The sequence below is a fragment of the Pseudoalteromonas sp. APC 3691 genome (assembly GCF_030408135.1).
Taxonomy (GTDB): domain Bacteria; phylum Pseudomonadota; class Gammaproteobacteria; order Enterobacterales; family Alteromonadaceae; genus Pseudoalteromonas.
Window position 1 is genome coordinate 1 of record NZ_JASDCB010000023.1, and the last position, 24,353, is coordinate 24,353.

The 24,353-nt window shown below is 40.0% G+C and carries 19 protein-coding genes, 1 pseudogene and 2 riboswitches; of the genes and pseudogenes, 11 read left to right on the forward strand and 9 right to left on the reverse strand.

Annotated features, from left to right (window positions below):
- A pseudogene (locus QL998_RS09350) lies at positions 1–97 on the forward strand (IS5/IS1182 family transposase); the annotation flags it as partial.
- Between the two features lie 55 nt (positions 98–152).
- Here the strand turns inward: QL998_RS09350 and lysC are convergent.
- Both lysC and nhaD read right to left on the reverse strand, forming a co-directional pair.
- Positions 153–1,544 (reverse strand): lysine-sensitive aspartokinase 3, encoded by a 1,392-nt coding sequence (gene lysC, locus QL998_RS09355; RefSeq protein ID WP_290192560.1) that lies wholly within the window; start codon positions 1,542–1,544, stop codon positions 153–155.
- 75 nt (positions 1,545–1,619) lie between these two features.
- Positions 1,620–1,792, reverse strand: a riboswitch (Lysine riboswitch).
- A 101-nt stretch (positions 1,793–1,893) separates the two neighbouring features.
- A complete protein-coding gene (gene nhaD, locus QL998_RS09360) occupies positions 1,894–3,141 on the reverse strand; it encodes a sodium:proton antiporter NhaD (protein WP_024595197.1) in 1,248 nt (415 codons plus the stop codon).
- A 222-nt stretch (positions 3,142–3,363) separates the two neighbouring features.
- On the opposite strand from nhaD, the gene QL998_RS09365 reads away from it, so the two are divergent.
- The 4 genes from QL998_RS09365 (at position 3,364) to QL998_RS09380 (ending at position 8,621) form a co-directional block, all read left to right on the forward strand.
- A complete protein-coding gene (locus QL998_RS09365) occupies positions 3,364–4,635 on the forward strand; it encodes a hypothetical protein (RefSeq protein WP_290192561.1) in 1,272 nt (423 codons plus the stop codon).
- A 3-nt stretch (positions 4,636–4,638) separates the two neighbouring features.
- The gene (locus QL998_RS09370; RefSeq protein WP_024605891.1) at positions 4,639–5,187 is read left to right on the forward strand and encodes a hypothetical protein; all 549 of its coding nucleotides are present in this window, start codon (positions 4,639–4,641) and stop codon (positions 5,185–5,187) included.
- Positions 5,184–7,961 (forward strand): ATPase, encoded by a 2,778-nt coding sequence (locus QL998_RS09375; protein WP_290192562.1) that lies wholly within the window; start codon positions 5,184–5,186, stop codon positions 7,959–7,961. The genes QL998_RS09370 and QL998_RS09375 overlap by 4 nt, the downstream gene beginning before the upstream one ends.
- 108 nt (positions 7,962–8,069) lie before the next feature.
- Positions 8,070–8,621: a DUF4136 domain-containing protein gene (locus QL998_RS09380; protein ID WP_290192563.1), complete on the forward strand. Its 552-nt coding sequence runs from the start codon at positions 8,070–8,072 to the stop codon at positions 8,619–8,621.
- Between the two features lie 299 nt (positions 8,622–8,920).
- On the opposite strand, the gene QL998_RS09385 is transcribed toward QL998_RS09380, so the two are convergent.
- On the reverse strand, positions 8,921–9,409 hold the full coding sequence (locus tag QL998_RS09385; RefSeq protein WP_290192564.1) for a peptide-methionine (S)-S-oxide reductase: 489 nt from the start codon (positions 9,407–9,409) through the stop codon (positions 8,921–8,923).
- Between the two features lie 340 nt (positions 9,410–9,749).
- On the opposite strand from QL998_RS09385, the gene QL998_RS09390 reads away from it, so the two are divergent.
- Positions 9,750–11,603 carry a TonB-dependent receptor gene (locus tag QL998_RS09390; protein ID WP_290192565.1) on the forward strand — a complete coding sequence of 618 codons (1,854 nt, stop codon included), beginning with the start codon at positions 9,750–9,752 and terminating at the stop codon, positions 11,601–11,603.
- Between the two features lie 77 nt (positions 11,604–11,680).
- Here QL998_RS09390 and QL998_RS09395 read toward each other — a convergent pair whose 3' ends face one another.
- Positions 11,681–12,151 carry a hypothetical protein gene (locus QL998_RS09395; RefSeq protein WP_290192566.1) on the reverse strand — a complete coding sequence of 157 codons (471 nt, stop codon included), beginning with the start codon at positions 12,149–12,151 and terminating at the stop codon, positions 11,681–11,683.
- A 204-nt stretch (positions 12,152–12,355) separates the two neighbouring features.
- Positions 12,356–12,619, reverse strand: coding sequence for a YkgJ family cysteine cluster protein (locus QL998_RS09400; RefSeq protein ID WP_182738329.1), 264 nt, complete (start codon positions 12,617–12,619; stop codon positions 12,356–12,358).
- Between the two features lie 169 nt (positions 12,620–12,788).
- Here QL998_RS09400 and QL998_RS09405 point away from each other — a divergent pair, with 169 nt between their 5' ends.
- From QL998_RS09405 to QL998_RS09415, 3 genes are all read left to right on the forward strand, one after another.
- On the forward strand, positions 12,789–13,967 hold the full coding sequence (locus tag QL998_RS09405) for an efflux RND transporter periplasmic adaptor subunit (RefSeq protein WP_290192567.1): 1,179 nt from the start codon (positions 12,789–12,791) through the stop codon (positions 13,965–13,967).
- A 2-nt stretch (positions 13,968–13,969) separates the two neighbouring features.
- On the forward strand, positions 13,970–17,119 hold the full coding sequence (locus QL998_RS09410; RefSeq protein WP_290192568.1) for an efflux RND transporter permease subunit: 3,150 nt from the start codon (positions 13,970–13,972) through the stop codon (positions 17,117–17,119).
- Between the two features lie 230 nt (positions 17,120–17,349).
- Positions 17,350–18,240: a dienelactone hydrolase family protein gene (locus QL998_RS09415; protein WP_165742793.1), complete on the forward strand. Its 891-nt coding sequence runs from the start codon at positions 17,350–17,352 to the stop codon at positions 18,238–18,240.
- Positions 18,241–18,294: 54 nt separating this feature from the next.
- Here the strand turns inward: QL998_RS09415 and QL998_RS09420 are convergent, their stop codons facing one another.
- Complete coding sequence (locus QL998_RS09420; protein WP_290192569.1) at positions 18,295–19,230, reverse strand: LysR family transcriptional regulator; 936 nt, start codon at positions 19,228–19,230, stop codon at positions 18,295–18,297.
- Between the two features lie 131 nt (positions 19,231–19,361).
- On the opposite strand from QL998_RS09420, the gene QL998_RS09425 reads away from it, so the two are divergent.
- A complete protein-coding gene (locus tag QL998_RS09425) occupies positions 19,362–20,387 on the forward strand; it encodes a zinc-binding alcohol dehydrogenase family protein (RefSeq protein WP_290192570.1) in 1,026 nt (341 codons plus the stop codon).
- 362 nt (positions 20,388–20,749) lie between these two features.
- Positions 20,750–21,406 carry a nitroreductase family protein gene (locus QL998_RS09430; protein ID WP_290192571.1) on the forward strand — a complete coding sequence of 219 codons (657 nt, stop codon included), beginning with the start codon at positions 20,750–20,752 and terminating at the stop codon, positions 21,404–21,406.
- An 80-nt stretch (positions 21,407–21,486) separates the two neighbouring features.
- Here QL998_RS09430 and ribB read toward each other — a convergent pair whose 3' ends face one another.
- The 3 genes from ribB to greA form a co-directional block, all read right to left on the reverse strand.
- Positions 21,487–22,140, reverse strand: a complete 654-nt coding sequence (ribB, locus tag QL998_RS09435) for a 3,4-dihydroxy-2-butanone-4-phosphate synthase (protein WP_290192574.1) — start codon at positions 22,138–22,140, stop codon at positions 21,487–21,489.
- Positions 22,141–22,387: 247 nt separating this feature from the next.
- Positions 22,388–22,569, reverse strand: a riboswitch (FMN riboswitch).
- A 76-nt stretch (positions 22,570–22,645) separates the two neighbouring features.
- On the reverse strand, positions 22,646–23,704 hold the full coding sequence (locus QL998_RS09440) for a S66 peptidase family protein (RefSeq protein WP_290192572.1): 1,059 nt from the start codon (positions 23,702–23,704) through the stop codon (positions 22,646–22,648).
- Between the two features lie 158 nt (positions 23,705–23,862).
- Positions 23,863–24,339: a transcription elongation factor GreA gene (gene greA, locus QL998_RS09445; protein WP_149592013.1), complete on the reverse strand. Its 477-nt coding sequence runs from the start codon at positions 24,337–24,339 to the stop codon at positions 23,863–23,865.
- Positions 24,340–24,353: the final 14 nt, after the last annotated feature.

The window sequence follows — 24,353 nt, forward strand, 5'->3', positions numbered from 1 at the left end:
AGGGATAGCCACGCGGTATGAAAAGCTTGAACGAAATTATCATTCAATGCTCGCTTTAGCATTTACTATGATGTGGCTACCAATGTGGGCTGATTGATATATGTACTACAAAGATCAACAGCCCCTAGTTAATCTTCCTGAATAACGGTTATTTACGCAGCAAAATCGTTTTCTAATAAACGGCTATGGATAGACTGTACTACGTTATCTGACTCAGTTTGCTCTACTAAAAAGCACAAGTTGTGTTTACTTGCACCGTGACAAATTAATCGAATATTAAAGTCTTTTAGTACACTCATTAAGTTCATTTCGTGTTGGCGTAATTGAATCTCAGAGCCAATAAGTGCCACCAATGTTAGGTTGTTTTCTACCGAAACATGGCAAAATTCTGCAAGCTTATCTAGGCATTTTTGATCAAGCTCTGGGCGCGAGGCGTTTTGCGCGTTATCAAGCGTTATAGCCACACTGATTTCTGATGTAGTTACCAAATCTACCGATATATTGTATTCACTTAATAGTGTAAATACGCGTGCTAAAAAGCCGCTTGCTAGTAGCATTTCTGGGCTTTTAAGCGTAAGCAATATTTGGTTTTTACGTTGCGTTACTGCGCGTATACCTGGTTGCTGCGATTTTTCGCGCTCAATCCACGTACCGCCACGCTCTGGCTCGCGGCTAGAACCTACAAACACGTTAATGTGGCTACGGCTCGCTGGTAAAATAGTTGCTGGGTGTAATACTTTTGCGCCAAAGGTTGCCATTTCAGCGGCTTCGTCAAAACTTAAGCGTGCAATAGGCGTCGCTTTTGCGCACAAACGCGGGTCGGTGCTAAAAATGCCCACTACGTCGGTCCAAATATGCACGCTTTTAGCATTGATTGCTTCAGCTAGTAATGCAGCGCTGTAATCAGAACCACCACGTCCAAGCGTTGTGGTTTGGCCGTATTCGTCACTGCCAATAAACCCCTGAGTCACAATGACTTGAGCGTCTAATAACGGAATTAAATGTTCTTTAGCAGCTTGCGCTGTGGCTGCAACATTGGGCGTTGCTTTACCAAATTGGCTGTCGGTTTTAAGCACCTTGCGCACATCAAAGCGATCGGCATTTAAACCTTGTAAACGCAGTACCTGAGCAAACAAATACGACGATAAACGCTCACCAAAGCTAAGTAGCTCGTCGTGTTGCTGATCGGTTGTTAGTGGCTCTTGAGCCAATGTTTGAAATGCTTTTAGGGTTTCGTTAAAGCCAACCGCTAAATCGGCATCTAGCGATAATTCATCTAAAATAGTTTGTTGAATAGCAAGCACGCCATTTATGTGTTCTTGGCGCTCACTAGGAGTAATGCTTGATTTACACAGTGCAACTAAGTGATTAGTTACGCCGGCACTGGCGCTCACGGCAACAATACGTACGCTTTTATCTGCAACAATAATTTCGCTACAGCGACTCATCGCTTCAAAATTTGCAACACTTGTTCCACCAAATTTGGCAACGATGTAATCTGATTTTGCGCCTGATACTGTTTGTGGCACTGATTGGGTAGTCATTTAGTCTCCTTTCGCGGTATCCAAACCGCAATAAAACAAGAAGAACTTGGCAAAGGAATGCTTGAAGATAAGTCCACTGCCAGAAGCTCTCCACCTATATTGGTGACAGTTTTGAGGATTCAGCCCCATAAACCGAAAAACAATGACGACGTACCATTATTTTCCTCGGCGAGTACTTCCCTCCTTAATGATCATCGGCTTTCGTCGCCTAACATTAAGTACCTAAGTATCGCACCTCTTCTGAATGCTTTATTAACCAGTGGCTAATAAAACAAAACCCCACTAAGTAGCGGGGCTTTGAAAGTTATCGTTTAGACGTCTAGCTGTCAAGCATTTAATAATTTATGAGTTAAATAAAACTGCCCATGTAATACGAGCCCGCATATCCAACCGTGTAACAAATTAATAAATGCAGCGATAAACGCAAGTAGCTCATAAAGGTAAGCGCTTTAACTTTACTCATGGCAATAATGCCCGCAGCCGAACCAATAATAAGCATTGAACCGCCCACACCCGTTGCATACGTAAACGACAACCAATGTTGTTGGCTCATTACTATATTGGCTTTTAATAATGCAGCGGTAAGCGGTACGTTATCGACCCCAGCTGATAATATGCCCATTAAGTAGTTTGCGTATTCTGGTGCCATTACCGTGTATAGATCGGTAAATTTACTCAACATACCAATTTCTTTAAGTGCACCTACAAGTAAAAGTACGCCTACAAAAAACAATAATGTGTCGTATTCTATATCGCGAACAAAATCGATTATGTCTTTGTTTATGTCTTTTTTACGCATTAAAAATTGCGCCACTAAAAACATCACTGATAAGCCAAACAAAAAGGTTAATAGAGGCGGTACGCTGTAAATTACACTCAGCGTAAGTGTGCTCACTACGGTAGATAAAAATATAACAGCAATGGTTATGTCGGTTTTTTCAATGCGGGTTTTACCTGCACTAGCAAACTCAACACGCCCTTTCATACCTATAGACAGTAACGCAGCAAGCAGCATAACGCTTGCAAGTGCTGGCGCTATAAGTAGTAATAAATGAGCAATGGTTACTTTGCCATCTAAAAATATCATTAGTGTGGTTACGTCACCTGTTATTAGCGATACCCCACCTGAGTTAACTCCAAACACAATAAGCGTGGCGTATTTAATGAGTTTTTTAGGTTCAAGCTTTAACGACATAACAACCGCAAGCGATATAAGCGTCGCTGTTACGTTATCTGAAATCGACGAAAACAAAAACGCAAAACCACCCACCAAAAACATGAGCTTTTTTTCGCTAATACTTTTTGGCATAACACGGTGCACAATATTTTCTATAAACCCCTTTGAATTTAAATACGCGACAAAGGTCATTGCAGCCATTAAAAATAGCCATAGCGAGGCAATTTCTAAAATATTTTCATTTAAAAGATGTTGAATCGTATCGGGGCTTTGCCCGTGTAGGGGGTATATAAAAAGAAGAATCCAGCAAAGCGTACCAAAAAACAGCGTGGTTTTAGCTTTATTGACATGGATTATATCTTCTATAACGATCAGTAAAAATGCAATCGCTATCAGGGTTAGAATAATCGAGGAAACCATGGTAGTTAAACAACCTTTGATATAGTTTTAAAGAACACACAAATAACATTCCATTTCATGTGCCTATTTTCGGCGCGAATTTTAGCACTGCCTCTATGCAAAAACTATTATTAAATGGTCTTAAAAACGAATACTATATACAAACAAGATTAATTAAAAATACGTAATAATGAGTCTTCTAAAAGAACTCAATAATAAAATACTAGGATGTTGTAACCCCTTATGATCCCAGCTAAAAAGCTGCTAAACACCATAACCGAACATTGGGGTGTATTAGCGCTATTATTTAAACGTTTTAAAATGGCTGACTTTAGCCTAAAAGACGTACAAAACGCGATTAAGCAAAAGCAGCCTACGTGGTCAAACGAACGCATTTATAAAGAAACAAATCGTTTGTTAAACCAAGATATTTTAATTCCACTGGCTAAATCCTCTCAGCTTGAAATAAATCGTGCTATTGCTGATTTTGCTACTTTTTTACTGCAAGAAGAGCATTTAGGTTTAGCGCAAGAAATTAGCGTATTAGTAGATGACCTTGCTCGTTTAGGTAACCGCCTAAATAACGCTGGCGAAATAGAAGACTTTGACGACTTACGACGCTACAGCCGCATTATGGATGATCGGGTGCGTAAAATAATGAAGCTCTATACGCACAACGAAAACGCTATTTTAAATATTGTTGAACAAGCCAAATCAAATAATGCAGTGCAATCGCTGCAAAAGCGTTATAAAGCGGTAATAGAAGCCTTTGACGAATACATAGAGCCAATGCTTGAAATGGTTGATATTCGTGGTGAGTTTCATGCATGTTTTACCCTCATTGAAGAGCAAATAAGTAAGCAAATACTGCACATTGAGCGCTCAGGTAAAGCGTATAACGACAAACGTATGCTGGAGCAATTACGTACCCGTATACTCGAAATGCATTTAATGGGCCGAGAAAGCTTACGTAAAAGTGCCGATATGCTTATGCCACTGCGCGAGGAGCTACGCCGTAATAACTTAATTACTCGCCAAGCAGCCAAAGTACTTGGGCTTGTACGTAAAAATGGCGTAGACAATATGCTAAGTGCTGTGCAACCACATTTTGTAAGCGACGCGCAGCGATATTCGCTTGGTCAGCAACGCCATATTGTGGCTTACATGGCAAGCTTGGTTGAATTTGAACACGAAGAATACCAATTGCCTGACCAGCAAGACGTGCCTGCATTTGTTACGCCTAATATTCCTGACTACAACGATGTTAAAACCAGCTTTGCTAAGCGCTTTAATAAAAAACGCAAAAAGCCGCAGCCCTTGCTGCAATTTTTAGACGAAAGCTACCCAGATCTCGATGCTGACGAAATGCTATTTTTGTATCAAAAATTAGTCAGCGACAGCGATATTAAAATAATTCAAAGCGATGAAAAAGCCCGCGTAAAAATTGCCGGTCAGCACTTTTCTTTATATCCATTTAATTCAGAGCCTCAGCCAGATCCAAAGGCAGGTAAATAAACCATGACACACATAAATTTAGACGAGCTAACCCATCTACAAGCCATTAATAAAAAATTAGTAGCGGGTTATCACATTTGCGAGCAAGACAACGTAATGTGGCAAGAGCTTGACCAACACATAGAAGACTACACCGCCCTATTTACCGCTTTAGGTAACGATTTAAAACACGACAGCCGTGGCTTTTATTATTTTGGTAGCGACGAAAGCACACCCAATATGGGCAAAATATCTCGCGCTATCGCACTCACCATTTACATTTTAATTGAGCACTACGCCAATACGGGTAAAGATCCAATGCGCGCATTGTTTGACGACGTAAACGATTTAGAGCTTATGCAAACGCTGGTGCAAATTAACAAACATTTGTTTGATCAGCTTGAGATATTTTCGGGATCGGATTTGCGTAAAGATGTTTACCTGCGCATGGTGCGCTTAGGTTTAGCCCGTGAAGTAGAAGGCGGCTTTATGCTACAAGCACCAATTCACCGCTACATAGATGCACTCATGGAAGTAAACGAAGAAACCTACATTACAGAGGACGAGGAATGAAAAATCTATACGGACTAAGCAAACTCGCCCTACTTAACACCGCAGGCTATGCAAAATGTGTGATCCCGCTTGATAAAAGCAGCTCTATTTGCGCGCCTAATAACACCGGTAAAAGCTCGGTTATTAACGCCCTGCAGTTTCCGCTTATTAACGATTTACGCTTAACAGAATGGGACGGACACGATTTAGATGAAACCCGTAAGTTTTATTTTTCATCCGATCAGTCGTACATTTTACTAGAAGCTAACTTGCCTCATGGCTCGGTAGTAATAGGCGTGGCAGGCCTTGGTAAAATTGCCGGTTACGCGCATCAGTACTTTTGTTATCAAGGAAAGCTTGATTTAGAGCAGTACACGCAAGGTAAAACTATTATTAAATTTACCAAGCTGTTCAACCATTTAAAATCGCTTAACTACAACCCTATTGAGCTTAAAGCACAAGAGCTCAACGCGCTGTTGACTGGCGGCGCAACGGCTTTTGACGGCGACATTAACCTAAAAATGATCCCGCTAAATAATGTACAAGACTCTTCTATTTATAAAGAAATATTTAGACGTATTCTTAACTTACACAAATTAGGCGCAAGCGACGTAAAACGCTTTATGCTACGCGTGTTTGAACGCCATATGTCGAACTCTAAAGTCGACTTTTATGAAGTATGGCGTCGCTCATTTGATAAAGTAAACCGCTCAAAACGCGAATTAAAAGCCCTTGAGTCAATGCAAGAGCCAATAGCCGCGCTTGAATCAATGCTTGAAAACCAAACCGTGCTTAAAGGTAAATTAGCGGCGTATGCGCCTAAAATTGACCAAGCACTGATTGATTTTGACACTTATCAAGAGTCGCAACTCTCTGAGCTTGCCATAGCCCTTGAAGATATAGAGCACGAAAAACACGAGTTTGAGCAAAAACAAAGCCTATACGTACAGCAATCGCGTGATATAGAGCGCAGACAAACTCAAATTGAGCAGTGGTTTTTAGATTACGATGCGCTTAAAAGCGAGTTTGAACTGGTAAATAAAGCCACGCTTAAAACCAGCCTGACTCAATTAAAGCAAGATTACGAGTCGCTTTCGCACTCTATAACCAGCGCACAAGGGCAAAGCCTACACACGCTTGACTACCGCATCAGCGAAACACAAAAACAAATTAAGAGCTTAAAGCTGCAACTTAAAAATCTTGAATTTAATTTGTTTACCCGCATGCGCGAAGACCTCTCGTTAAAAGAAGTAGAAGAAATATCGCGCATTTTAAACCCAGATATTCTCTCGTTTGCAACCACCACTAATGGCGATATAACCATTGATGACGAAGACGCGTTTGGGGAATTTTTATCGCTATTAAGTGAAAACGTTAAAGGCGGCGTATTAACGCTACCAGGTGCGAGCATTAAGCTTAAAAAGCTCTCGCCTGTGCAAATGCAAAGCGGCGAAAACAAAGAGCAATTAACCGCTCAGCTCAGTGCACTTGAGCATTCACTTAAAGAGTTTAAACAACAACGCGATGTTGCTGCAAACGTTGCCGACAAGCAAAAAGAAAAAGACGCGTTATACGATGAGCTTATGAGCGCAGAAAGCGCCCTAAAACGCTTAGAGCAGTTTGATGTAATGCAGCAATCGGTTGAAGCGCAAGCCATGCTAAAAGAGCAGTTATTAGCTGAGCGCGAACAAATTGACGACTACCTGCAAGATATTCAAAAAAATAGTGGCTCAATTGCCGATCGCCGCTCGTTAATTAAATCGAAACAAGAGCAAATTAATCGCCAAACTGAGCGCTTACGCCAAGTTAAGAGCGAGCGAATTGACCACACGCTTGATTTATACAGCGGTAAAGTAACCCCGTATATGATTGATATTACAGTCGACTTTGATAACTTAAGCGACCTTGTTCATCACTTTAATAAAGACTGCCAAGAGCTGCGTAATTTTGACATAAACGTACGTAATACCTATTTGCATGTATATAATGCGGGTATTACTAAATTCGACAACGAAAACGACGAATATACTAAATACCAAAAGCTAATAAGCGCCTTTCATAATATTGATAACGAACGCGATGCTGTTGAACGCCAAGCACGCGTTGCGCTTACCGAAGTGGCTGCAACTATTAAAGGCTTGCGAGAAGATTTAGACCGCCTTCGCCGCGAAATGAACAGCTTTAATAAAGGCATAAGCCAGCACCGTATTTCAAACCTGCAAGCGTTTAAAATTAACGTAATACCGCGCAAAATGCTGGTTGATAGTATAGATACCATTATCAGCACGTCGCATCAGTTTGAGCAAGGTGACACGCTTGATTTACTTAGCCAAGAACCGTACAGCGAAAGTGCGGTAAACGAAGCAAAAGATCACTTAATTAAACTCGCATCAGATAAAGCGGGCTTAACACTTACCGATTTATTTGATATTCGATTTGAAGTAGTTAACCGCGCAGGTGAAACCGAACACTTTGAAAAAATAGATTCGGCGGGTTCAAACGGCACACGTATTACGATTAAGTTATTATGTGGCATGTTGTTTATTCGTTACTTATTAAGCGATCAGGAACAAAACCTATACCGTATACCAATTTATATAGATGAAGCGGCCGACATTGACCCACAAAATCAAAAAGCGATTATAGAAACCGCACTAAGCTTTGGCTTTGTGCCTATATTTGCCTCAGTTAAGCCGCAAATAAGTTGTGACTACATTGTGCCTATTCGCTCGGTAAAAGACGGTGCACAAAACTGGGTAGATGAAAAAGATTGGATTGAAGTTGAACACAATTAATTGGCCGTTAAGGCTCGACTATTAGACTAATATTTAGGACGTTTAAATAATACACATTTAAACTATGTGTGTTATTTTGAATTAATGCATTTTATTGGAGCAAACGTAATGAAAAATATACTTATTGTTGCAGCGCTAGCACTTCTTACAGCCTGTACACAAACCCCTGATTGGGATTACGATAAATCAGCCAACTTTAGTAATTTTAAAACATTTGCTTGGGTAGAAAACGCCAGCCTAACTAAAGACACAAATAACTACCAAATTAATGGCCTAATGGAAAAACGTGTTCGCACTGCCGTTAACGCTGAGCTGAGCCAAACACTAGGTATGAGCTTAGTTGATGCAGCAGATGCTGATGTACTTGTTAACTATCATGCATCGGTTGATAAAGAGCTTGAAGTAGATACATTTAATGTAAACTACCGCCCGCATTGGGGTTATTGGGGTACTGGTTTTCAACGTGATACAACCTCGCGTGAATACGAAGTGGGCACACTGATTATTGATATTGTAGACCGTGAATCAAACCAACTAGTATGGCGCGGCGCGAAAGAAGGTCGATTAAAGAAAAACCAATCGCCAGAACAACGTGAAGCATCAATTAATAAAACAGTGAGCGAAATTTTAAGTAACTTCCCGCCGCAAAAGCAGCAATAAGTTAAAATTAGCTATAAGTAAGTTTTAAAAGAGCTCACAGTACGTGAGCTTTTTTGTGGGTGATTGTTTTTGGGGCTTACAGACTTAAGTAATTACGAGCTACGCTCGTCACGTCTACAAAATACCGGATTAAACTTTACCTGTAGGCGCTAAGCTTTATTTTACCTGTAGGCGCTAAGCTTGCTTGCGCGAGAAGCGATAGCTTCTAATTACTTTATAGCGCTATATTCCATCTTAAATTACGAGCTGCGCTCGTCACGTCAGCAAACTGCACGTCTACAAAAAACACCGCGTCAAATTTACGATTTATACTTATGCAATAACTCAAGCGGTATATGGCAGTAATCATCAGGGTGATTAGTTAGTCGGTCTTGATGCTCAGGATCGCTTGGCACGTAGTTAGTTAGCAGCTCTACCCCTACCACAATTTTATCGGCATCACTGCGCTTATTTATATAATTGCTTGCTGCATCTAAATGGGTTTGGTTTTTGCTGTAAATAGCAGTGCGGTATTTAGGGCCTACGTCATCCCCTTGTTTATTAATGCTGTATGGGTCAATAATTTCAAAAAAGTAGTCAAATAACTCGTTTAAGCTAACCGCTTTTGGATCAGAAATGACCTTTACGCATTCGGCATAACCATCGTATTCGCCGTTAGTGGTTTTGCTTGTACCATTAGCGCGCCCTGCTTCAGTACTTATTACACCAGGTAAGTGCTTTAAAAACTCTTGTACGCCCCACAGGCAGCCACCAGCAAAGTAAATAGTATTATATTCTTTAGTATCCATTATAAATGTTACCTAATAAGTAATTATACCGATTGCATTAAAATAGTGTTCTATTATAGCGCCAAGAAAATAGCGCAATAACAAGGCGAAAATTATGACATATAGTTGTTCTATATAAATAATTTTTAACGCAGTGAGTGCGCTATTTAATACGATAGAATGACCATGTTTTTAATAAAGCCGGTATTACGTAAATGGTTATCAAATGCAGTTATTAACAAATTAATGTACAATCGCGCACAAAATGACTGCTGTTACGTTTAGTTATTTTATCATGCTCAAATATAAGCTTTGAAATTAATTGTAACCGCAGCTACAAATAAAAAATGACGAGAAACACATGAATCGCACACCACACCTTATAATACCTGCAATATTATGCAGCGTTACTGCATTTGCTAATGCTAATACGCTATCTGATGAGTCACCAATCGAGAAAATAACGGTTGAGGCCTCACCCACTGCAAATAAGTTGCCAGTAGGTACATTCGACTCACCTATTTCTAATTTAGAATATGACCCTCGTGTTGACCTTCAATCGCGTAATATGGCTGAGGCGCAAGCTGATGTAACTATTCGTGGTGGGATTTTTGAAAACACCGGCTTTAGAGTAGGAAGCGCTACTCTACTTGACCCGCAATCTGGCCATTATTTTGCTGAAATACCCATTGCACCGCAAATGCTAACCGGCCCAGATGTTTTAACTGGTGCCGATAACGCACTTTACGGTATGAATAGCTCTGTAGGTACAGTTTCGTTTGATTGGAAACCGATTATTACTGGCGGTAGTGTATCCCTTGGTACTGGTACAAACGACTTTAATCTGCAAAGTATTCACGCTGCTAAAAACACACAACTTGATAGCTTAGCTAACTATACTCTGGGCTTTGAAGGTGAGTATTCTCATTCGCAAAGTGATGGCACCATTGATAATGGCGATCATGACTTCTCGCGCGCCTCAGCTCGCGTGCAATTAGCAAGCGAGCATAGCCAAACAGATTTGTTTTTTGGCTCACAAGATAAGTTTTTTGGCTGGCCTAACTTGTACACCCCTTTTGGCGTTAACGAAACTGAAGATTTAGAAACCCGTCTTTGGATGCTTAATCACAAGCAAAACTACGCTGATAACAGCAACTTTGAAGTATCTGCTTATTATCGTACCCATGACGATCACTATATTTACTCGCGCGAAAATCCTAGTGCATTTGAAGCTTTTCATAAAAGTGAAGTTAAATCGCTTGGACTTTCGGGTCGTCATGCACAAAGTGATGCACTGGCAATAAATTACTCTGCACAATTTATTGATGACTCGATTGAATCAACCACACTTGAAAACAACTTTACCTCTCGTAAGTATTATAAATTAAGCGTATTGCCTGAATACAAAATGGCGCTTGAGGATAATAAACAACTTACATTTCGTTTAGGTGCTGCGTTTGACGATACAAATAGAGACGACTCTGAACCGTCACTTATTGGTGATATAACGCTTAATACACAAAACAGCAAAGGTTTTGAGCGCACGTTTTATTTATCGTACGCAGAGGCGAGTCAAGTTGCAGGCTACACAGCCATTGGCGGCAGTGATTCAGGCGGGTTATTTAGAAGTAACTACAATCCTGAGCGCGAAACCACTTCAAACTTAGAGCTAGGGTTATTGCTTGAAGAACAAAGCTGGCAGTTAAATTCGGCTATTTTTTATCGAAAAGATAATAACTTAACCGATTGGACCTTTAATTTTGATTCAACATCAGCGCGCTTTGCAAACCCGGTTGATATTGATACAGCTGGGGTTGAATTTTTAGCGACTAAGCACTTTGATACAGCAAAACTTATAGCAAGCTACACGTATTTACATAAATCAGAAAACTACGGCGCAGCCGATATTGATGCCAGCTTTTACGCGTTAAACTTTCCTGATCACCGTTTAACACTTGGCGCTGTGTACAACCCAACTGATATTTTAGAATTTAGAATAGATAACGAATGGCGTACACAACACAAAAATGCACTTAGAAACGGCAGTGACAACGCGTTATTTACCCAACTAACGCTTAAAATAACCCCGCCACAGTTGAGTAATTTATTTATCACCTTAGCGGCAGATAACTTATGGGATGAGTCGTTTGAAGAAATACCAGGTACACCAGGGCGAGGTGAGCAATATACGTTAAGCGCAACGTATAGTTGGTAGAATTGAATAAATATTTAGCAAAAAATAAACGGCATACTAAATATTAAGAGCTTTGATTACTCAGCTTATATTTCAGCTTATATTGAACCAGAACGACATTGTCTTTTTCTTAGCTCATTATCAATTTGTAAAGGGCGACTAAGCTCATCTGTAAGAACCTGCGAAACAACCGTACCGGTTTCAACTTCTTGTATCCAGATTGATATTTTATCCCCTTCCCTTTTTCTATTTAGCATGTAGCTTTTATTAGAATCTAAATTAACGTTAAAATTAACAAAAGCTTCTTTTTGACTATTTAAAACATCAGGGTTTGAAACACTCGCCTTTACCCATAAATCATGCTCACCACTGATATACTGCTTTGGTTCAGCCCATTGTGTAGGTTTTTTGTTAAAGCACATCAAGTGGACATATTCTAGATCTACTCCCTGCTCTCTTTTAAAGTTTTCGAGTCTAAAGTGGTCTTCTTTAATATCGGTTTTAATGGGTAAGTTTGAACAACCTAATAAAGTCACACCTAATGTAAATACTGTAAGTAAATTTTTCATTTTTCTTTCCTTTTAAAAATTAAGATTGAACGAAATCACCTATAAATGAGATTTATAAAAAGTATCTTACAATTTCCTATATTAGCAACAAAATTAAATATGTCTAATATTTCGCCATCAAATAAATTAACGACTGCTTTTAATAACCTTGTGAAGATTTTTATTAATAATATATTGTAAATAGATGTGTATTAAAAACGAGGATTAAGTTAGCTCTTCAAGCTCTGTAATAAGTGCTAAAGCTTGTGCATTTGTTGACCCGCACACATCAAGCGTGGCGCTAAAATCACTGCATACTTTAGGTCGGCTTGAATCACCAAATAACTTGCATAAATTACGTTCATCTAGCTGAATACAACGCTCTCCGGCTTTTTTACCATTTGGCATACCTGGAATAGGCGAACTAATACTTGGCGCAATACAGCATGCGCCGCAGCCTAGCCTGCAATTCATCGATTCGGTTTTCATAATTTCCTCGGTATAAAAAACACTTACTTTAATTTCTTTTTAGGAACTTAATTAGTCGCATAGTGAGTTGTAACACACACATGTAATGCTTTGTTACATCTTAAAACAGCTTGTAAACACTTTATTGCGTATTATTGCTCTGTCACCACCAATTATGAAGGAATGCCTTGTGGCTACTACAAAACAAATAATACTCCCAATCGCTGTTTTAGCAGGCGGTATTGCTTTAGCTTTCGCCTTTATGGCAATGAAAAAACCACCCGAAGAAAAGCCAGAGCAAGATTTACGTCCTTTAGTAGCAACACAAAGCGTACTTTTAGATTCTATAACGCTCGATGTTAAATCGTACGGCATTGTTAAACCAAAGTATCGTACCGAGCTAATAGCACAAGTTAGCGGGCAAGTTATTTCGGTATCAGATCAATTTGTTGAAGGCGCGTTTGTAAAGCAAGGCGATATTTTAGCACGAATTGATGCAAATGATTACGAGGCAGACTTTATTGAAGCGCAAGCGGGTTTAGCACAAGCAAGCTCAGCACTTGAAATAGAACGCGCACAAGCACATGTAGCAAAAGCTGAGTGGGAGCGCATTAAGTCAGACTCAAGCGACGCTATTGCATCAGAACTTTATTTACGAAAACCACAGTTGGCCGAAAAATTAGCGCGTTACCGCTCTGCTCAAGCAAGTGTTAAGCGTGCTAGCCGCAATCTTGAACGTACTTATATTAAAGCCCCTTATGATGCCATTATTAATGAGCGCACAATTAGCTTGGGGTCAGTAGTAAACCCAGGTAACAGTTTTGGCGCACTAAGCGCAACCTCAGTTGCAGAGGTACGTTTACCGGTTGCCGATCAAGAACTGCAATATTTAAAAAATGGCGGCGTAGGTTCAAACGTTACATTTAACGCAGAATACGCGGGTAAGCAAACAATGTGGCAAGCCAAAGTAATTCGCACCGAAGGTGTGGTTGATCAAACAAGCCGTATGAGCTACTTGGTAGCACAACTTGCAACACCTTATGGTGACAAAACACGCCCACTTCGTTTTGGTTCGTACATTAACGCTACCATTGAAGGTCGCCCGCTTGATAACGCAATTATTGTTGCGCACCACTTAGTTAAAGATAATAAAATTGTAATTTTAAATGACGATTTAACATTGTCGTTTAAAACCCTCAATATTATACGCGAACAAAACGGCATGATTATAGCCAGCCAAGGGTTAAAGAATGGCGAGCAAATTGTTACCTCAGCGCTTGAATACCCAACTGAAGGTATGGCAGTAAAAATTGAAGATATTGCGCCTGATAAAACTGATGTAACTCAACTTGCGCTGAAAGAGGAATAATCATGAACACTCGTGAAACAGGGTTAATAGCATGGTTTGCCCGAAATCCCGTTGCTGCCAACCTACTAATGATATTTATATTAGTAGGCGGTATTTTAATGGCGATGACCATTCGCAAACAAATGTTCCCACAGTTTGAAAGCAACTGGATAAGCGTACAAGCAGTTTACCCAGGTGCAGCCCCGCAAGAGGTTGAAGAAGGCATAACCATAAAAGTTGAAGAAAACCTCGAAGGTATTGAAGGCATTAAACGCCTAATTACGTACTCTAACCGTGGTTTTTCACAAGCGTGGATTGAAATAGAAGAGCAATACAATCCACAAGAAGTACTTGATGAAATTAAAGTACAAGTTGATTCAATAAACACCTTTCCTGCGGGAATGGAGCGCCCTGTTGTGCGCCGCGATAAGTTTGAGCAAGAGGTAATGATACTCGCGCTTTACGGCGACATGAGTAACTACCAGTTAAAAGAGCTTGGCAACGATATAAAAGACGAGTTACAAGCACTGCCTCACGTTAACCTTGTTAATTTTAACGGCGGCTTAGAATACGAAATTGGTATAGAAGTCAGCCCAGATAAACTGCGCGAATATGGCTTAACATTTAGAGATATTGCAGGCGCGGTGCAAAACTTTTCGGCAAATATGTCTGCGGGGCAAATACGCTCTGAAAATGGTTATATTTCGATGCGTGTTGAAAAACAAGCCTACCGTGGTTTTGAGTTTGAAAAACTGCCACTTATTACCCTTGCTGATGGCGCACAAATTTATTTAGGCGATGTAGCAACTATTAATGATGGCTTTGAAGAAGGTCTACAATATTCAAAATACAATGGTAAAAACTCACTCTCGTTTGAAGTAAACGCATCAAAAGATCAAGACATTACCGATGTAGCAAAAGTACTTAAAAGCTACATGGCAACTAAAGAGCCACTTTTACCTGCAGGCGTTAAGCTCTCTCCTATTGTTGATTTAACTTACTACCTTGAAGGTCGACTCGATATGATGGTCGATAACATGATTTGGGGTGGCTTGTTAGTAATGATAGTGCTGGCACTATTTTTACCGCTACGCTTAGCATTTTGGGTAATGATGGGCTTACCGGTGTCTTTTCTGGGCGCCTTTTTGTTTATGCCTATTGGCTTTTTAGATGTAACAATTAACCTAGCCTCTCTTTTTGCCTTTATACTTGTACTCGGGATTGTTGTTGATGACGCCATAGTTGTGGGCGAGTCAGCCAGTGCCGAAATAGAAAAATACGGCCACACACTTGATAACGTAGTACGCGGTGTTAAACGTGTTGCGATGCCAGCGACCTTTGGTGTACTAACGACTATTGCGGCATTTTTACCACAAACACTCGCAACCGGCCCTGGTGCTGCTTTTTCTAAAGCCATTGGTGGCGTTATTATTTTATGTTTGATTTTTTCACTCATTGAATCAAAACTAATTTTACCTGCGCATATTGCAGCAATGAACCCGCGTAAACCAAACCCTAAAAATCTATTACATCGCTTACGTATGGTGATTGATAGCAGTTTAAAAAGCTTTGTAAATAACTACTACCTTCCTTTTGTTAGCCGCTGTATTCACTACCGCTATACCGTAATTGTTGGCTTTATGTGTTTGCTTATTGTAAGCGCAGGTATGTTTGCAGGTGGTTTAGTTAAGTTTGTACCAAACCCTAAAATACCGCACGACTTTCCACGTATTGATATAGAAATGAACCTTGCCTCATCTGAGCAAGCAACACTTGAAACCGCACGTAAAATAGAAAGCGTGTTGTTAAAGGTCGATCAGCAACTACAAGAGCAATACGGTAAACCGATGATCCGCGATTTATCGGTAAGTCTGCGCGGACGAACGCAAGCAAATATTATGGCCATTTTGGTAGAGCCTGATTTACGCCCTATCGACACCTTTGCCCTAAGTGCATTATGGCGTGAGCAAATGCCCGCTCTACCCGGCATTAAAACCATGACCATTCAAGACAGTATAATGAATGGCGGTCGAGATGATGGCGACGTTAGCTTTAAACTTGAAGGCAAAAATGCTAACGAGCTAAAAGAAGTAGCAGGTAAATTAAAAGCCAAATTACAAACAATGGAAGGCGTTGGCGACGTAAACGATTCAATGCAAAGCGCTACCGACGAAGTGCAACTTGATTTAAAACCACTCGCTTACAGCATGGGTTTAACGCTTGCTGATGTAGCGTCGCAAGTTAGCTTTAGTTACTACGGCTTAGAAGCGCAGCGAATATTGCGTGAAGGCGAAGAAATTAAAGTCATGATCCGCTACCCAGAAGACGAACGCAACTCAATTAGCGACATAGCTAGTGTGCGTATAATTACGCCTACTGGCGCTGAAGTACCACTTAGCGAAATAGCCGAAGTTAAGCTGGTTGACGGTGTAAACCGTATTCGCCGCGAAAACTCTAAACGTACTGTAAACGTATGGGCTGCGGTAAATACCGACAAAGCCGAACCATTTGCGATTGCAGAAGAAATTCGTGATGAATACTTACCAACATTACTTAAAAGCTACCCTGGCGTTACAAGTGATGTAGCAGGGCGCATTCAAGAAGAGATGGATAGCGCTTCAGAGCAGCTTCGTGACTTTGGTATATCAATGATGATTATATTTGCCTTGTTAGCGATTCCGCTTCGCTCTTACTCGCAGCCACTTATTATAATGTCGGTTATTCCGTTTGGTGTAGTGGGCGCGATGTTTGGCCATATGATTTTAGGTATGACTATGAGCAGCTTATCTATGTTTGGCATTATTGCGGTAGCGGGTGTGGTCGTAAATGACTCCCTCGTTATGGTTGATTTTGTAAACAAAGCCCGCGCCGAAGGTGTTGCAATTAAAGATGCAGTAGTACAAGCCGGTGCTCGTCGCTTTAGGGCAATACTACTCACCTCAATCACTACCTTTATTGGTGTAATGCCAATTATTTTTGAAACGAGTCTACAAGCTAAAATTGTTATCCCAATGGCTGTATCACTTGCTTTTGGTGTGTTATTTGCCACAGTAATTACACTGATACTTATACCGTGCCAGTATGTTGCACTAGAAGATGCTAAACGATTAGTACGTAAAATGCGTGGCAAGCCGCCCCTAGTAGATGCCCAACCAGCGCCTACAAATAGCTAAATTAAGTAACATCCCAACCAAAAAAGCTCGGCATATTATATGCCGAGCTTTTTATTTTTAGCTTAAAAATAATATTCACCTATTTGCTAACAATACTTCTATTACTTATTTTTTAACACGCAGGATTAATTAACAGTCCTAATAATTGAGAGAAATATTGCTCGTTTTTTATCCCTAATACGTTATGGTATTTAAATAATAAATAGACATAATAAAATTAAGGAACAGCCATGAATACATCTCCCTCTGATCACATTCCTCAAGAAGCCTTTGATTGGTATGACGAATACGCCCACGGTTTAATGGACCGACGTACTTTTATGAAAAAACTCGGTGGCCTTGCTGCTCTTGGCTTTTCGATGGCTGTACTTACATCAGCATTATTACCTAACTATGCACTTGCTGAACAAGTATCGTTTAATGACGATGATATTAAAGCAACATACGAAGAATTTGATTCGCCAGACGGGCACGGTAAAGGCAAAGGTTACTTAGCAACCCCTAAAAACATAGAAGGTAAGCTTCCAGTTGTGCTTGTGGTCCACGAAAACCGTGGATTAAACCCGTACGTAAAAGATGTAGCAAGGCGCTTAGCTAAAGTGGGCTTTATTGCATTTGCACCCGACGCGCTTTTTCCACTGGGTGGCTACCCTGGTAACGATGATGAAGGACGCGCTATGCAAAAAACTATGGACAGAGCTAAAATTCAAAACGATTTTGTAGCTGCTGCGCACTTTTTAAAATCGCATGCTAACAGTAGCGGTAAGTTAGGCGCTGTCGGTTTTTGTTTTGGTGGCTACATTGTTAATTACTTAGCGGCAGTAGATAGCAACTTACTCAGTGCCGGCGTACCTTTTTACGGCACTCCTGCCAGTGAAAGTTTACGTAAAAATATTAAAGCGCCGCTAATGATTCAATTAGGCGAACTGGATAAACGTGTAAACGCGTCGTGGCCACAGTACGAACAAGATTTAAAAGCTAATAATGTTGAATACACTATGCATATGTATAAAGGGGCAAATCATGGTTTTCATAACGACTCTACAGGTAGATATGATAAAGACAATGCCGAGCTTGCATGGCAACGTACCGTTGAGTTTTTTAATAAAAAGCTAAGTTAACGAATACGATAAATGCCACCAGCTCTAAGCCAGTGGCATTATTAAGTAGACTAATTAGCTCAGAGTGCTTTTATCAATAATTCCTTTATTTACCAACTGCTGCAAAATAGCTTGGGATTTTGCTCTGCATGCATCACGTAGTAAACGCACCGCCGGGGTTATTGACTGCCTACTTGGGCAAATAAGCCAAAGTTCACCATTAACATGTTGATAATCTTGCATTACAGTAATCACCCTGCCATTGAGTAAATCATCAGCTATATCAAGGGCTGATTTTACAGCCAAGCCTTTACCCGCAACGCACCAGCGCCTTACTAAATCGCCATCGTTTGAGGCGCGCCTACCGTCCATTTTAACTTTATATTTTGACTCACCATCGGTGAATTCCCACGTATTATTTATAATATCCTGCAACTGATAAAACAAACCTTGATGCGATGCTAAATCATCAGGATGCACGGGAGCCCCATTTCGTAAGAGGTATTCGTCAGTTGCACATAACAAGCGCGGTACGTTACAAATTTTGAAACCATAAACGCTAGCATCATTAGGCGAGCCATAACGAAGCGCTATATCAACTGAGTCACGGTAAAAGTCGATATTACTATCACTTATATGCGTTCTTAAACTTAGCTTTGGATAAGTGTCCATAAGTTCATCAATCCATGGGATCACTAAGTTACGCCCTAAGTCAGATGAAAGGGCAACACGCAATTCGCCTTCTATTTCGTCGTGCTCACCTTTAAGGTTTTGCTTTGCAAGCTCAAGTACTGCCAAAGCCTGCTCACATTGTGGTATGTAGCGCTCCCCAGCAGCCGATAGCCTCAAATGACGTGTTGTACGAACAAACAGTTCACTACCAAGGGCTGACTCAACACGTTTAATAGCAGCGCTTGCTGTGGCTGTACGCATATCTAACTTAGCAGCTGCGAGCGTAATACTTCTAAACTCAGCGACTTTTAAAATAAGTTTTAAATCTTCTATGTTCATGTTATCTATTTATATTTGATAATGATTCAACAATTATGCGGTTTATCTATGTTAAAGCAAGGTCTATTATATCTATCAGCTCGCCAAAGCATGGCTTGCACCTTATATGTAAACAAACTAGGACATTTATTATGAAAGCCATTGGTTATAAAAAATCTCTTCCTATTACTAACCCTGAATCGTTAATTGATGTTGAATTACCACAGCCAGTTGCAACAGGTCGCGATTTACTTATAAAAGTTAAAGCTATTGCAGTTAACCCAGTAGATTACAAAGTGCGTGCATCTATGCCCCCTGCTGAGGGTGAAGTAAAAGTTATTGGTTGGGATGCCGTTGGTGAAGTTGTTGCAATCGGCGATGCTGTAACGGCATTTAAACTCGGTGATGCGGTTTATTACGCTGGTGATATTACTCGCCCAGGTAGTAATGCAGAATTTCAATTAGTGGATGAGCGCATTGTAGGATTTAAACCGCAGAGCTTAAACGATGCTGAAGCTGCTGCATTACCCCTTACCGCAATAACAGCGTACGAATTATTATTTGAGCATTTAAACATTGTAAAACAAGCTGCTGATGCAACAACAAAATCAGACGAAGTTATTTTAGTAACAGGTGCCGCAGGCGGCGTTGGCTCTATTTTTATTCAAATTGCTAAAGCGATTACTGGCGCAACGGTGATTGCCACTGCATCGCGCGAAAGCTCACAAGCATGGGTTAAAAAACTAGGTGCTGATTATGTTGTTGATCATACAAAACCATTACCCGCTCAAATTGACGCATTAAACATTGGCTCGGTAACACATGTAGCAAGCCTGCACAGTACTGATACTTACTTAGAAGCATATACAGACGTACTTGCACCATTTGGTAAAATTGCAATGATTGACGATCCTGAGTCACTCGATGTAAGTAAATTAAAAATGAAGAGTTTATCTCTACATTGGGAATTTATGTTTGCCCGCTCAATGTTTAACGCCAAAGATTTAATTGAGCAAAGTAAGTTATTAAATCATGTTGCCGATTTGATTGACCAAGGCTACATTCAAACAACGATTGGTAAAAATTTAGGCATTATAAATGCGGCTAACCTGCGTATTGCACACGCAGAACTTGAAGAAGGTCGCTCTATTGGCAAAATAGTATTGGAAGGTTTTTAATTCCATAAATACTAAACACGCGCTGCCTGAATTAATTGAAGGCACCAATGCAATTGGTGTCTTCAGCCAATATTTCGGGGTGGCTATTAGTGTATTTATATTTATTAAAGAAACTATTACCTAATAATATTTGATAATGATTCAACCATATACCTGTTTATCATATTGTAATAACCCACTACTATCCGTACCTAGCTATATTGATAGGCCTTATTTTACGTAGATATCAATTGAATCAAATAAGTAGAGTGATTTAAAAACACGATATTATTTTTGTAATAAATTTTCAAAAGGGTTTGTTTTTACTAAAACTGACTCAACATAGTAAATACTGGTAAAACACCTACTCAATGGAGAAACTAATGACTCACCCTATTATTAATGACTTAGAAAAGCGTTACACAGCAAAACGTTACGATGCAACCAAACGTGTATCTCAAGACGATTTAGCCGTTATTTACGAAGCTATGCGCCTATCTCCATCATCTATTAACTCGCAGCCTTGGAAATTCATCGTAATTGAATCAGATGAGGCTAAAGAGCGTATGCATAGTACATTTGCTAATAAATTTGCGTTTAACCTGCCACATATTAAAACAGCTTCGCATATAATATTGTTCGCTCACAATCCTAAATATACCCGCGATGACTACGCACAAGTTATTGATGCAGATATTAAAAATGGCCGTACTAAAGCAGAAAATCGCGAACAAGCTTTTGGTGCTTATGCGTTTGTTGATATGAATACTGATGAGCAAGGCGTTAATGAAGAGTGGACTAAAGCACAAACTTACATTGCACTGGGTAACACTATGCATGCCGCTGCACGTTTAGGCATTGATTCAACCCCAATGGAAGGCGTAGATGCCGAGCTGATTGGCGAAGTCTTTGAAAAAGAACTTGATGGTTACGTATGCGACGTCGCATTAGTACTTGGCTATCATGATAGCGCTGAAGATTATAATGCTAAATTACCTAAATCTCGCTTAGCAAAAGAGCAAGTTATTCAGGTTTTATAAGTAATACGTTATAAACTTAAATGATAACAATATTAAAAAACCACTTATTTAAATAAGTGGTTTTTTTGCTTTAAAGCAGTTTAACTTACTTTGCGCTGTGCAGCCTGAATGTATTGCACTAAATCTTCAATAGAAACCACGGTCATATTATGTTTATTAGCATAATCACTCACCTCAGGTAAGCGCGCCATTGAACCATCAGGATTTGTTAGTTCGCAAATTACGCCAAATGGTTTTAAGCCGGCAAGTTGCATTAAGTCAACGGATGCTTCGGTATGACCGCGACGCACTAATACGCCACCCGTTTGTGCTTTTAAACCAAATACATGGCCAGGGCGCGATAAATCGCTTGGTTTTGCATTATCGGCTGTCGCTGCTTTTATAGTAGTTACTCTATCAGCAGCTGACACGCCCGTTGTAACGCCATGCTTAGCTTCAATAGTGACTGTATAAGCGGTATTATTTTGACTGGTGTTGTGGGTTACCATTTGCGGTAAGTCGAGCTGGTTAATACGCTCCTCTCCCATGCATAAACAAACAATGCCGCTGCCTTCGCGGATCATTTCGGCCATTTGAGAAGTCGTTAAGTGCTCAGCTGAAAATACAAAGTCGCCTTCATTTTCACGGTTTTCATCATCAACAACAAGTACGCCTTGCCCTTGCTGTAGTGCAATAATTGCGCTTTGTACGCGGGTATGGCTTTCGCCGAATTGAGTAAGTAAAGACTGAATCATCATTATATTCCAAATAAAAAATAATAGATTCAGGACTGTGAAAGGATCAGTAATTTATCGCCTAAAATTTAAAGCGAACACCACCAAAATAGCTTAGATAAAATAACAAAAAGCACGCAGCAAAATGCAGCGCACACTGTTATACCAATAACATTAAATTAGTAACTAATTATAGCGCTAAGAAAATAGTTCACTTAATGCGATACAACGATCATGTTTTTAACAAAATTGGTTTTAGTATAATAAGCCATATTCTCTTTCATCCGGACTGTAACCGTCGGCTCTGGCATCTCACCAGATCTGCTTGACCTTTACTTAACCTAATTACTGTAAAAATAAGTTAAATAAAGCGCTCGCGGGCTCATTTAAGTTACAAATAACATTAAACATACCGCCGGTGGGGAATTTCACCCCGCCCTGAGAATTTACAGTAAGCGTTAGCACTTACTGCAAGCCTATTATACGCTTGTATTTATTTGTTTTTCAAAACTAAACACAATAAAAACTACGAAAGTTGAATATTTAACGATGCGCACTCCACAATACCTTCGTTTATATCTGCAACCAGCGTACAGGTAGCACCATTGACCAAATTTAAGTTAGGTTGAACGTGCCCTACATCTGCATCAAAAATCACAGGAAATAAACACCCACCTAACGCTACATCTAACGCATGGCGATAGTCAAAGGCATCGTAATGACTTTGTGTTATTTCACTTCGCCCTAAAACCAAGCCATTGATGTCATCAAATATACCGGCTAATTTTAATGATAGTAAAAATCGTGCAACGGTTGTGGGTGTAAGCTCTGAGTTTTCGAGGTATAAAATGAGCCCTTCGGTCGCACTGTCCTTTTTAAACTCATGCAGCGCTAAAAATGGCGAGTCGAGCAATAAACCTACGGTATCTAAACACCCACCAAATAAGCGACCAGACATTTCTATGGTACGTTTATCTGTGTAGTTTAAACATTGCCAGTTTGTAGGCTCACTCGGGCTGAGTAATTCGTTCGGGTTTTGCGCGTAATTAGGCTTATTTTTTTGGTATAAAGAAGAAGGACCTTGCTCAAATTTACTACCGGCTTCGTAGGTCAGAGTTTCAAATATTTGTAGGCTATACGGATTTTTTTCATTAGGATGCAGCTGCATAAGGTTAGCACTGTGCAGGGTCGCCCATTGGCACTTAGCCGTTAATGCACAGGCAATAGTACTCACATCAGAAAAGCCAACTAACCATTTAGGCTTTGCTTGTTTAATGGCATTAAAATCAAGCAGTGGCAGTATTTCCATTGCCAGCTCACCACCCATTGGCGGCATAATTGCATCAATTTCTTCATCTAATAAAAAGCCCATTAATTGCTGAGCATGTGCTTTAGCATTAAGCTGTTCACGCGGTTTGTTTTGACGTAAAAACTCGCCTTCAACAACATCATACCCTCGATTTTTTAATCCATTTATAACAATGTCTAATCGTGCATGGAACTTTTCTTTAAGACCTGCTGAAAGTGAGCAAATTGCTATTTTTGATCCTACTTTTAAAGGCGCAGGGTAAAGTATATTAGCCATTGAGTGTTCCTTTTAATGAAGTGATTATGTACCTATATCATCATGCCTACTCTTTATGCAATATGAACGCCCTTATCAGTATGGTAATTTATTTAAGGCATAAAAAAACCGATGTAAATACATCGGTTTTTATTTAAAACGTTAAAGTGAGTTATGCGTTAAAGATACTCAACTTCAATGATTTCGTACTCAACGATACCTTTTGGCGTTTGAATAGACACTGCGTCGTCCATTTGTTTACCAATTAAGCCACGTGCAATCGGTGAATTAACAGAAATTAAGTTGTTTTTAATATCTGCTTCATCATCGCCTACGATACGGTATTTTACTTCTGCATCAGTATCTACATTTACTATAGTTACTGTTGTGCCAAAAATAACTTTGCCCGTATTTGGCATTTTAGTTACATCGATAATTTGAACATTTGAAAGCTTTGCTTCAATTTCTTGAATACGACCTTCACAAAAACCCTGTTGCTCACGCGCAGCGTGGTACTCAGCGTTTTCTTTTAAGTCACCATGTTCACGTGCAACCGCAATATCACTTACGATTTTAGGACGGGTAACTGTTTTTAATTCGTTAAGCTCTTTGCGCAGTAAATCTGCGCCACGAACTGTCATCGGAATTGATTGCATACTTTTCTCACTTA

What these genes read in the sequence shown, in the direction of transcription:
- QL998_RS09420 (WP_290192569.1), bottom strand. Translation starts at nt 19,230, where the DNA reads ATGAACATAGAAGATTTAAAACTTATTTTAAAAGTCGCTGAGTTTAGA.
- QL998_RS09380 (WP_290192563.1), top strand. Translation starts at nt 8,070, where the DNA reads ATGAAAAATATACTTATTGTTGCAGCGCTAGCACTTCTTACAGCCTGT.
- QL998_RS09390 (WP_290192565.1), top strand. Translation starts at nt 9,750, where the DNA reads ATGAATCGCACACCACACCTTATAATACCTGCAATATTATGCAGCGTT.
- QL998_RS09410 (WP_290192568.1), top strand. Translation starts at nt 13,970, where the DNA reads ATGAACACTCGTGAAACAGGGTTAATAGCATGGTTTGCCCGAAATCCC.
- ribB (WP_290192574.1), bottom strand. Translation starts at nt 22,140, where the DNA reads ATGATTCAGTCTTTACTTACTCAATTCGGCGAAAGCCATACCCGCGTA.
- QL998_RS09415 (WP_165742793.1), top strand. Translation starts at nt 17,350, where the DNA reads ATGAATACATCTCCCTCTGATCACATTCCTCAAGAAGCCTTTGATTGG.
- QL998_RS09365 (WP_290192561.1), top strand. Translation starts at nt 3,364, where the DNA reads ATGATCCCAGCTAAAAAGCTGCTAAACACCATAACCGAACATTGGGGT.
- QL998_RS09375 (WP_290192562.1), top strand. Translation starts at nt 5,184, where the DNA reads ATGAAAAATCTATACGGACTAAGCAAACTCGCCCTACTTAACACCGCA.
- QL998_RS09425 (WP_290192570.1), top strand. Translation starts at nt 19,362, where the DNA reads ATGAAAGCCATTGGTTATAAAAAATCTCTTCCTATTACTAACCCTGAA.
- QL998_RS09395 (WP_290192566.1), bottom strand. Translation starts at nt 12,151, where the DNA reads ATGAAAAATTTACTTACAGTATTTACATTAGGTGTGACTTTATTAGGT.
- QL998_RS09370 (WP_024605891.1), top strand. Translation starts at nt 4,639, where the DNA reads ATGACACACATAAATTTAGACGAGCTAACCCATCTACAAGCCATTAAT.
- QL998_RS09385 (WP_290192564.1), bottom strand. Translation starts at nt 9,409, where the DNA reads ATGGATACTAAAGAATATAATACTATTTACTTTGCTGGTGGCTGCCTG.
- lysC (WP_290192560.1), bottom strand. Translation starts at nt 1,544, where the DNA reads ATGACTACCCAATCAGTGCCACAAACAGTATCAGGCGCAAAATCAGAT.
- nhaD (WP_024595197.1), bottom strand. Translation starts at nt 3,141, where the DNA reads ATGGTTTCCTCGATTATTCTAACCCTGATAGCGATTGCATTTTTACTG.
- QL998_RS09430 (WP_290192571.1), top strand. Translation starts at nt 20,750, where the DNA reads ATGACTCACCCTATTATTAATGACTTAGAAAAGCGTTACACAGCAAAA.
- QL998_RS09440 (WP_290192572.1), bottom strand. Translation starts at nt 23,704, where the DNA reads ATGGCTAATATACTTTACCCTGCGCCTTTAAAAGTAGGATCAAAAATA.
- QL998_RS09400 (WP_182738329.1), bottom strand. Translation starts at nt 12,619, where the DNA reads ATGAAAACCGAATCGATGAATTGCAGGCTAGGCTGCGGCGCATGCTGT.
- greA (WP_149592013.1), bottom strand. Translation starts at nt 24,339, where the DNA reads ATGCAATCAATTCCGATGACAGTTCGTGGCGCAGATTTACTGCGCAAA.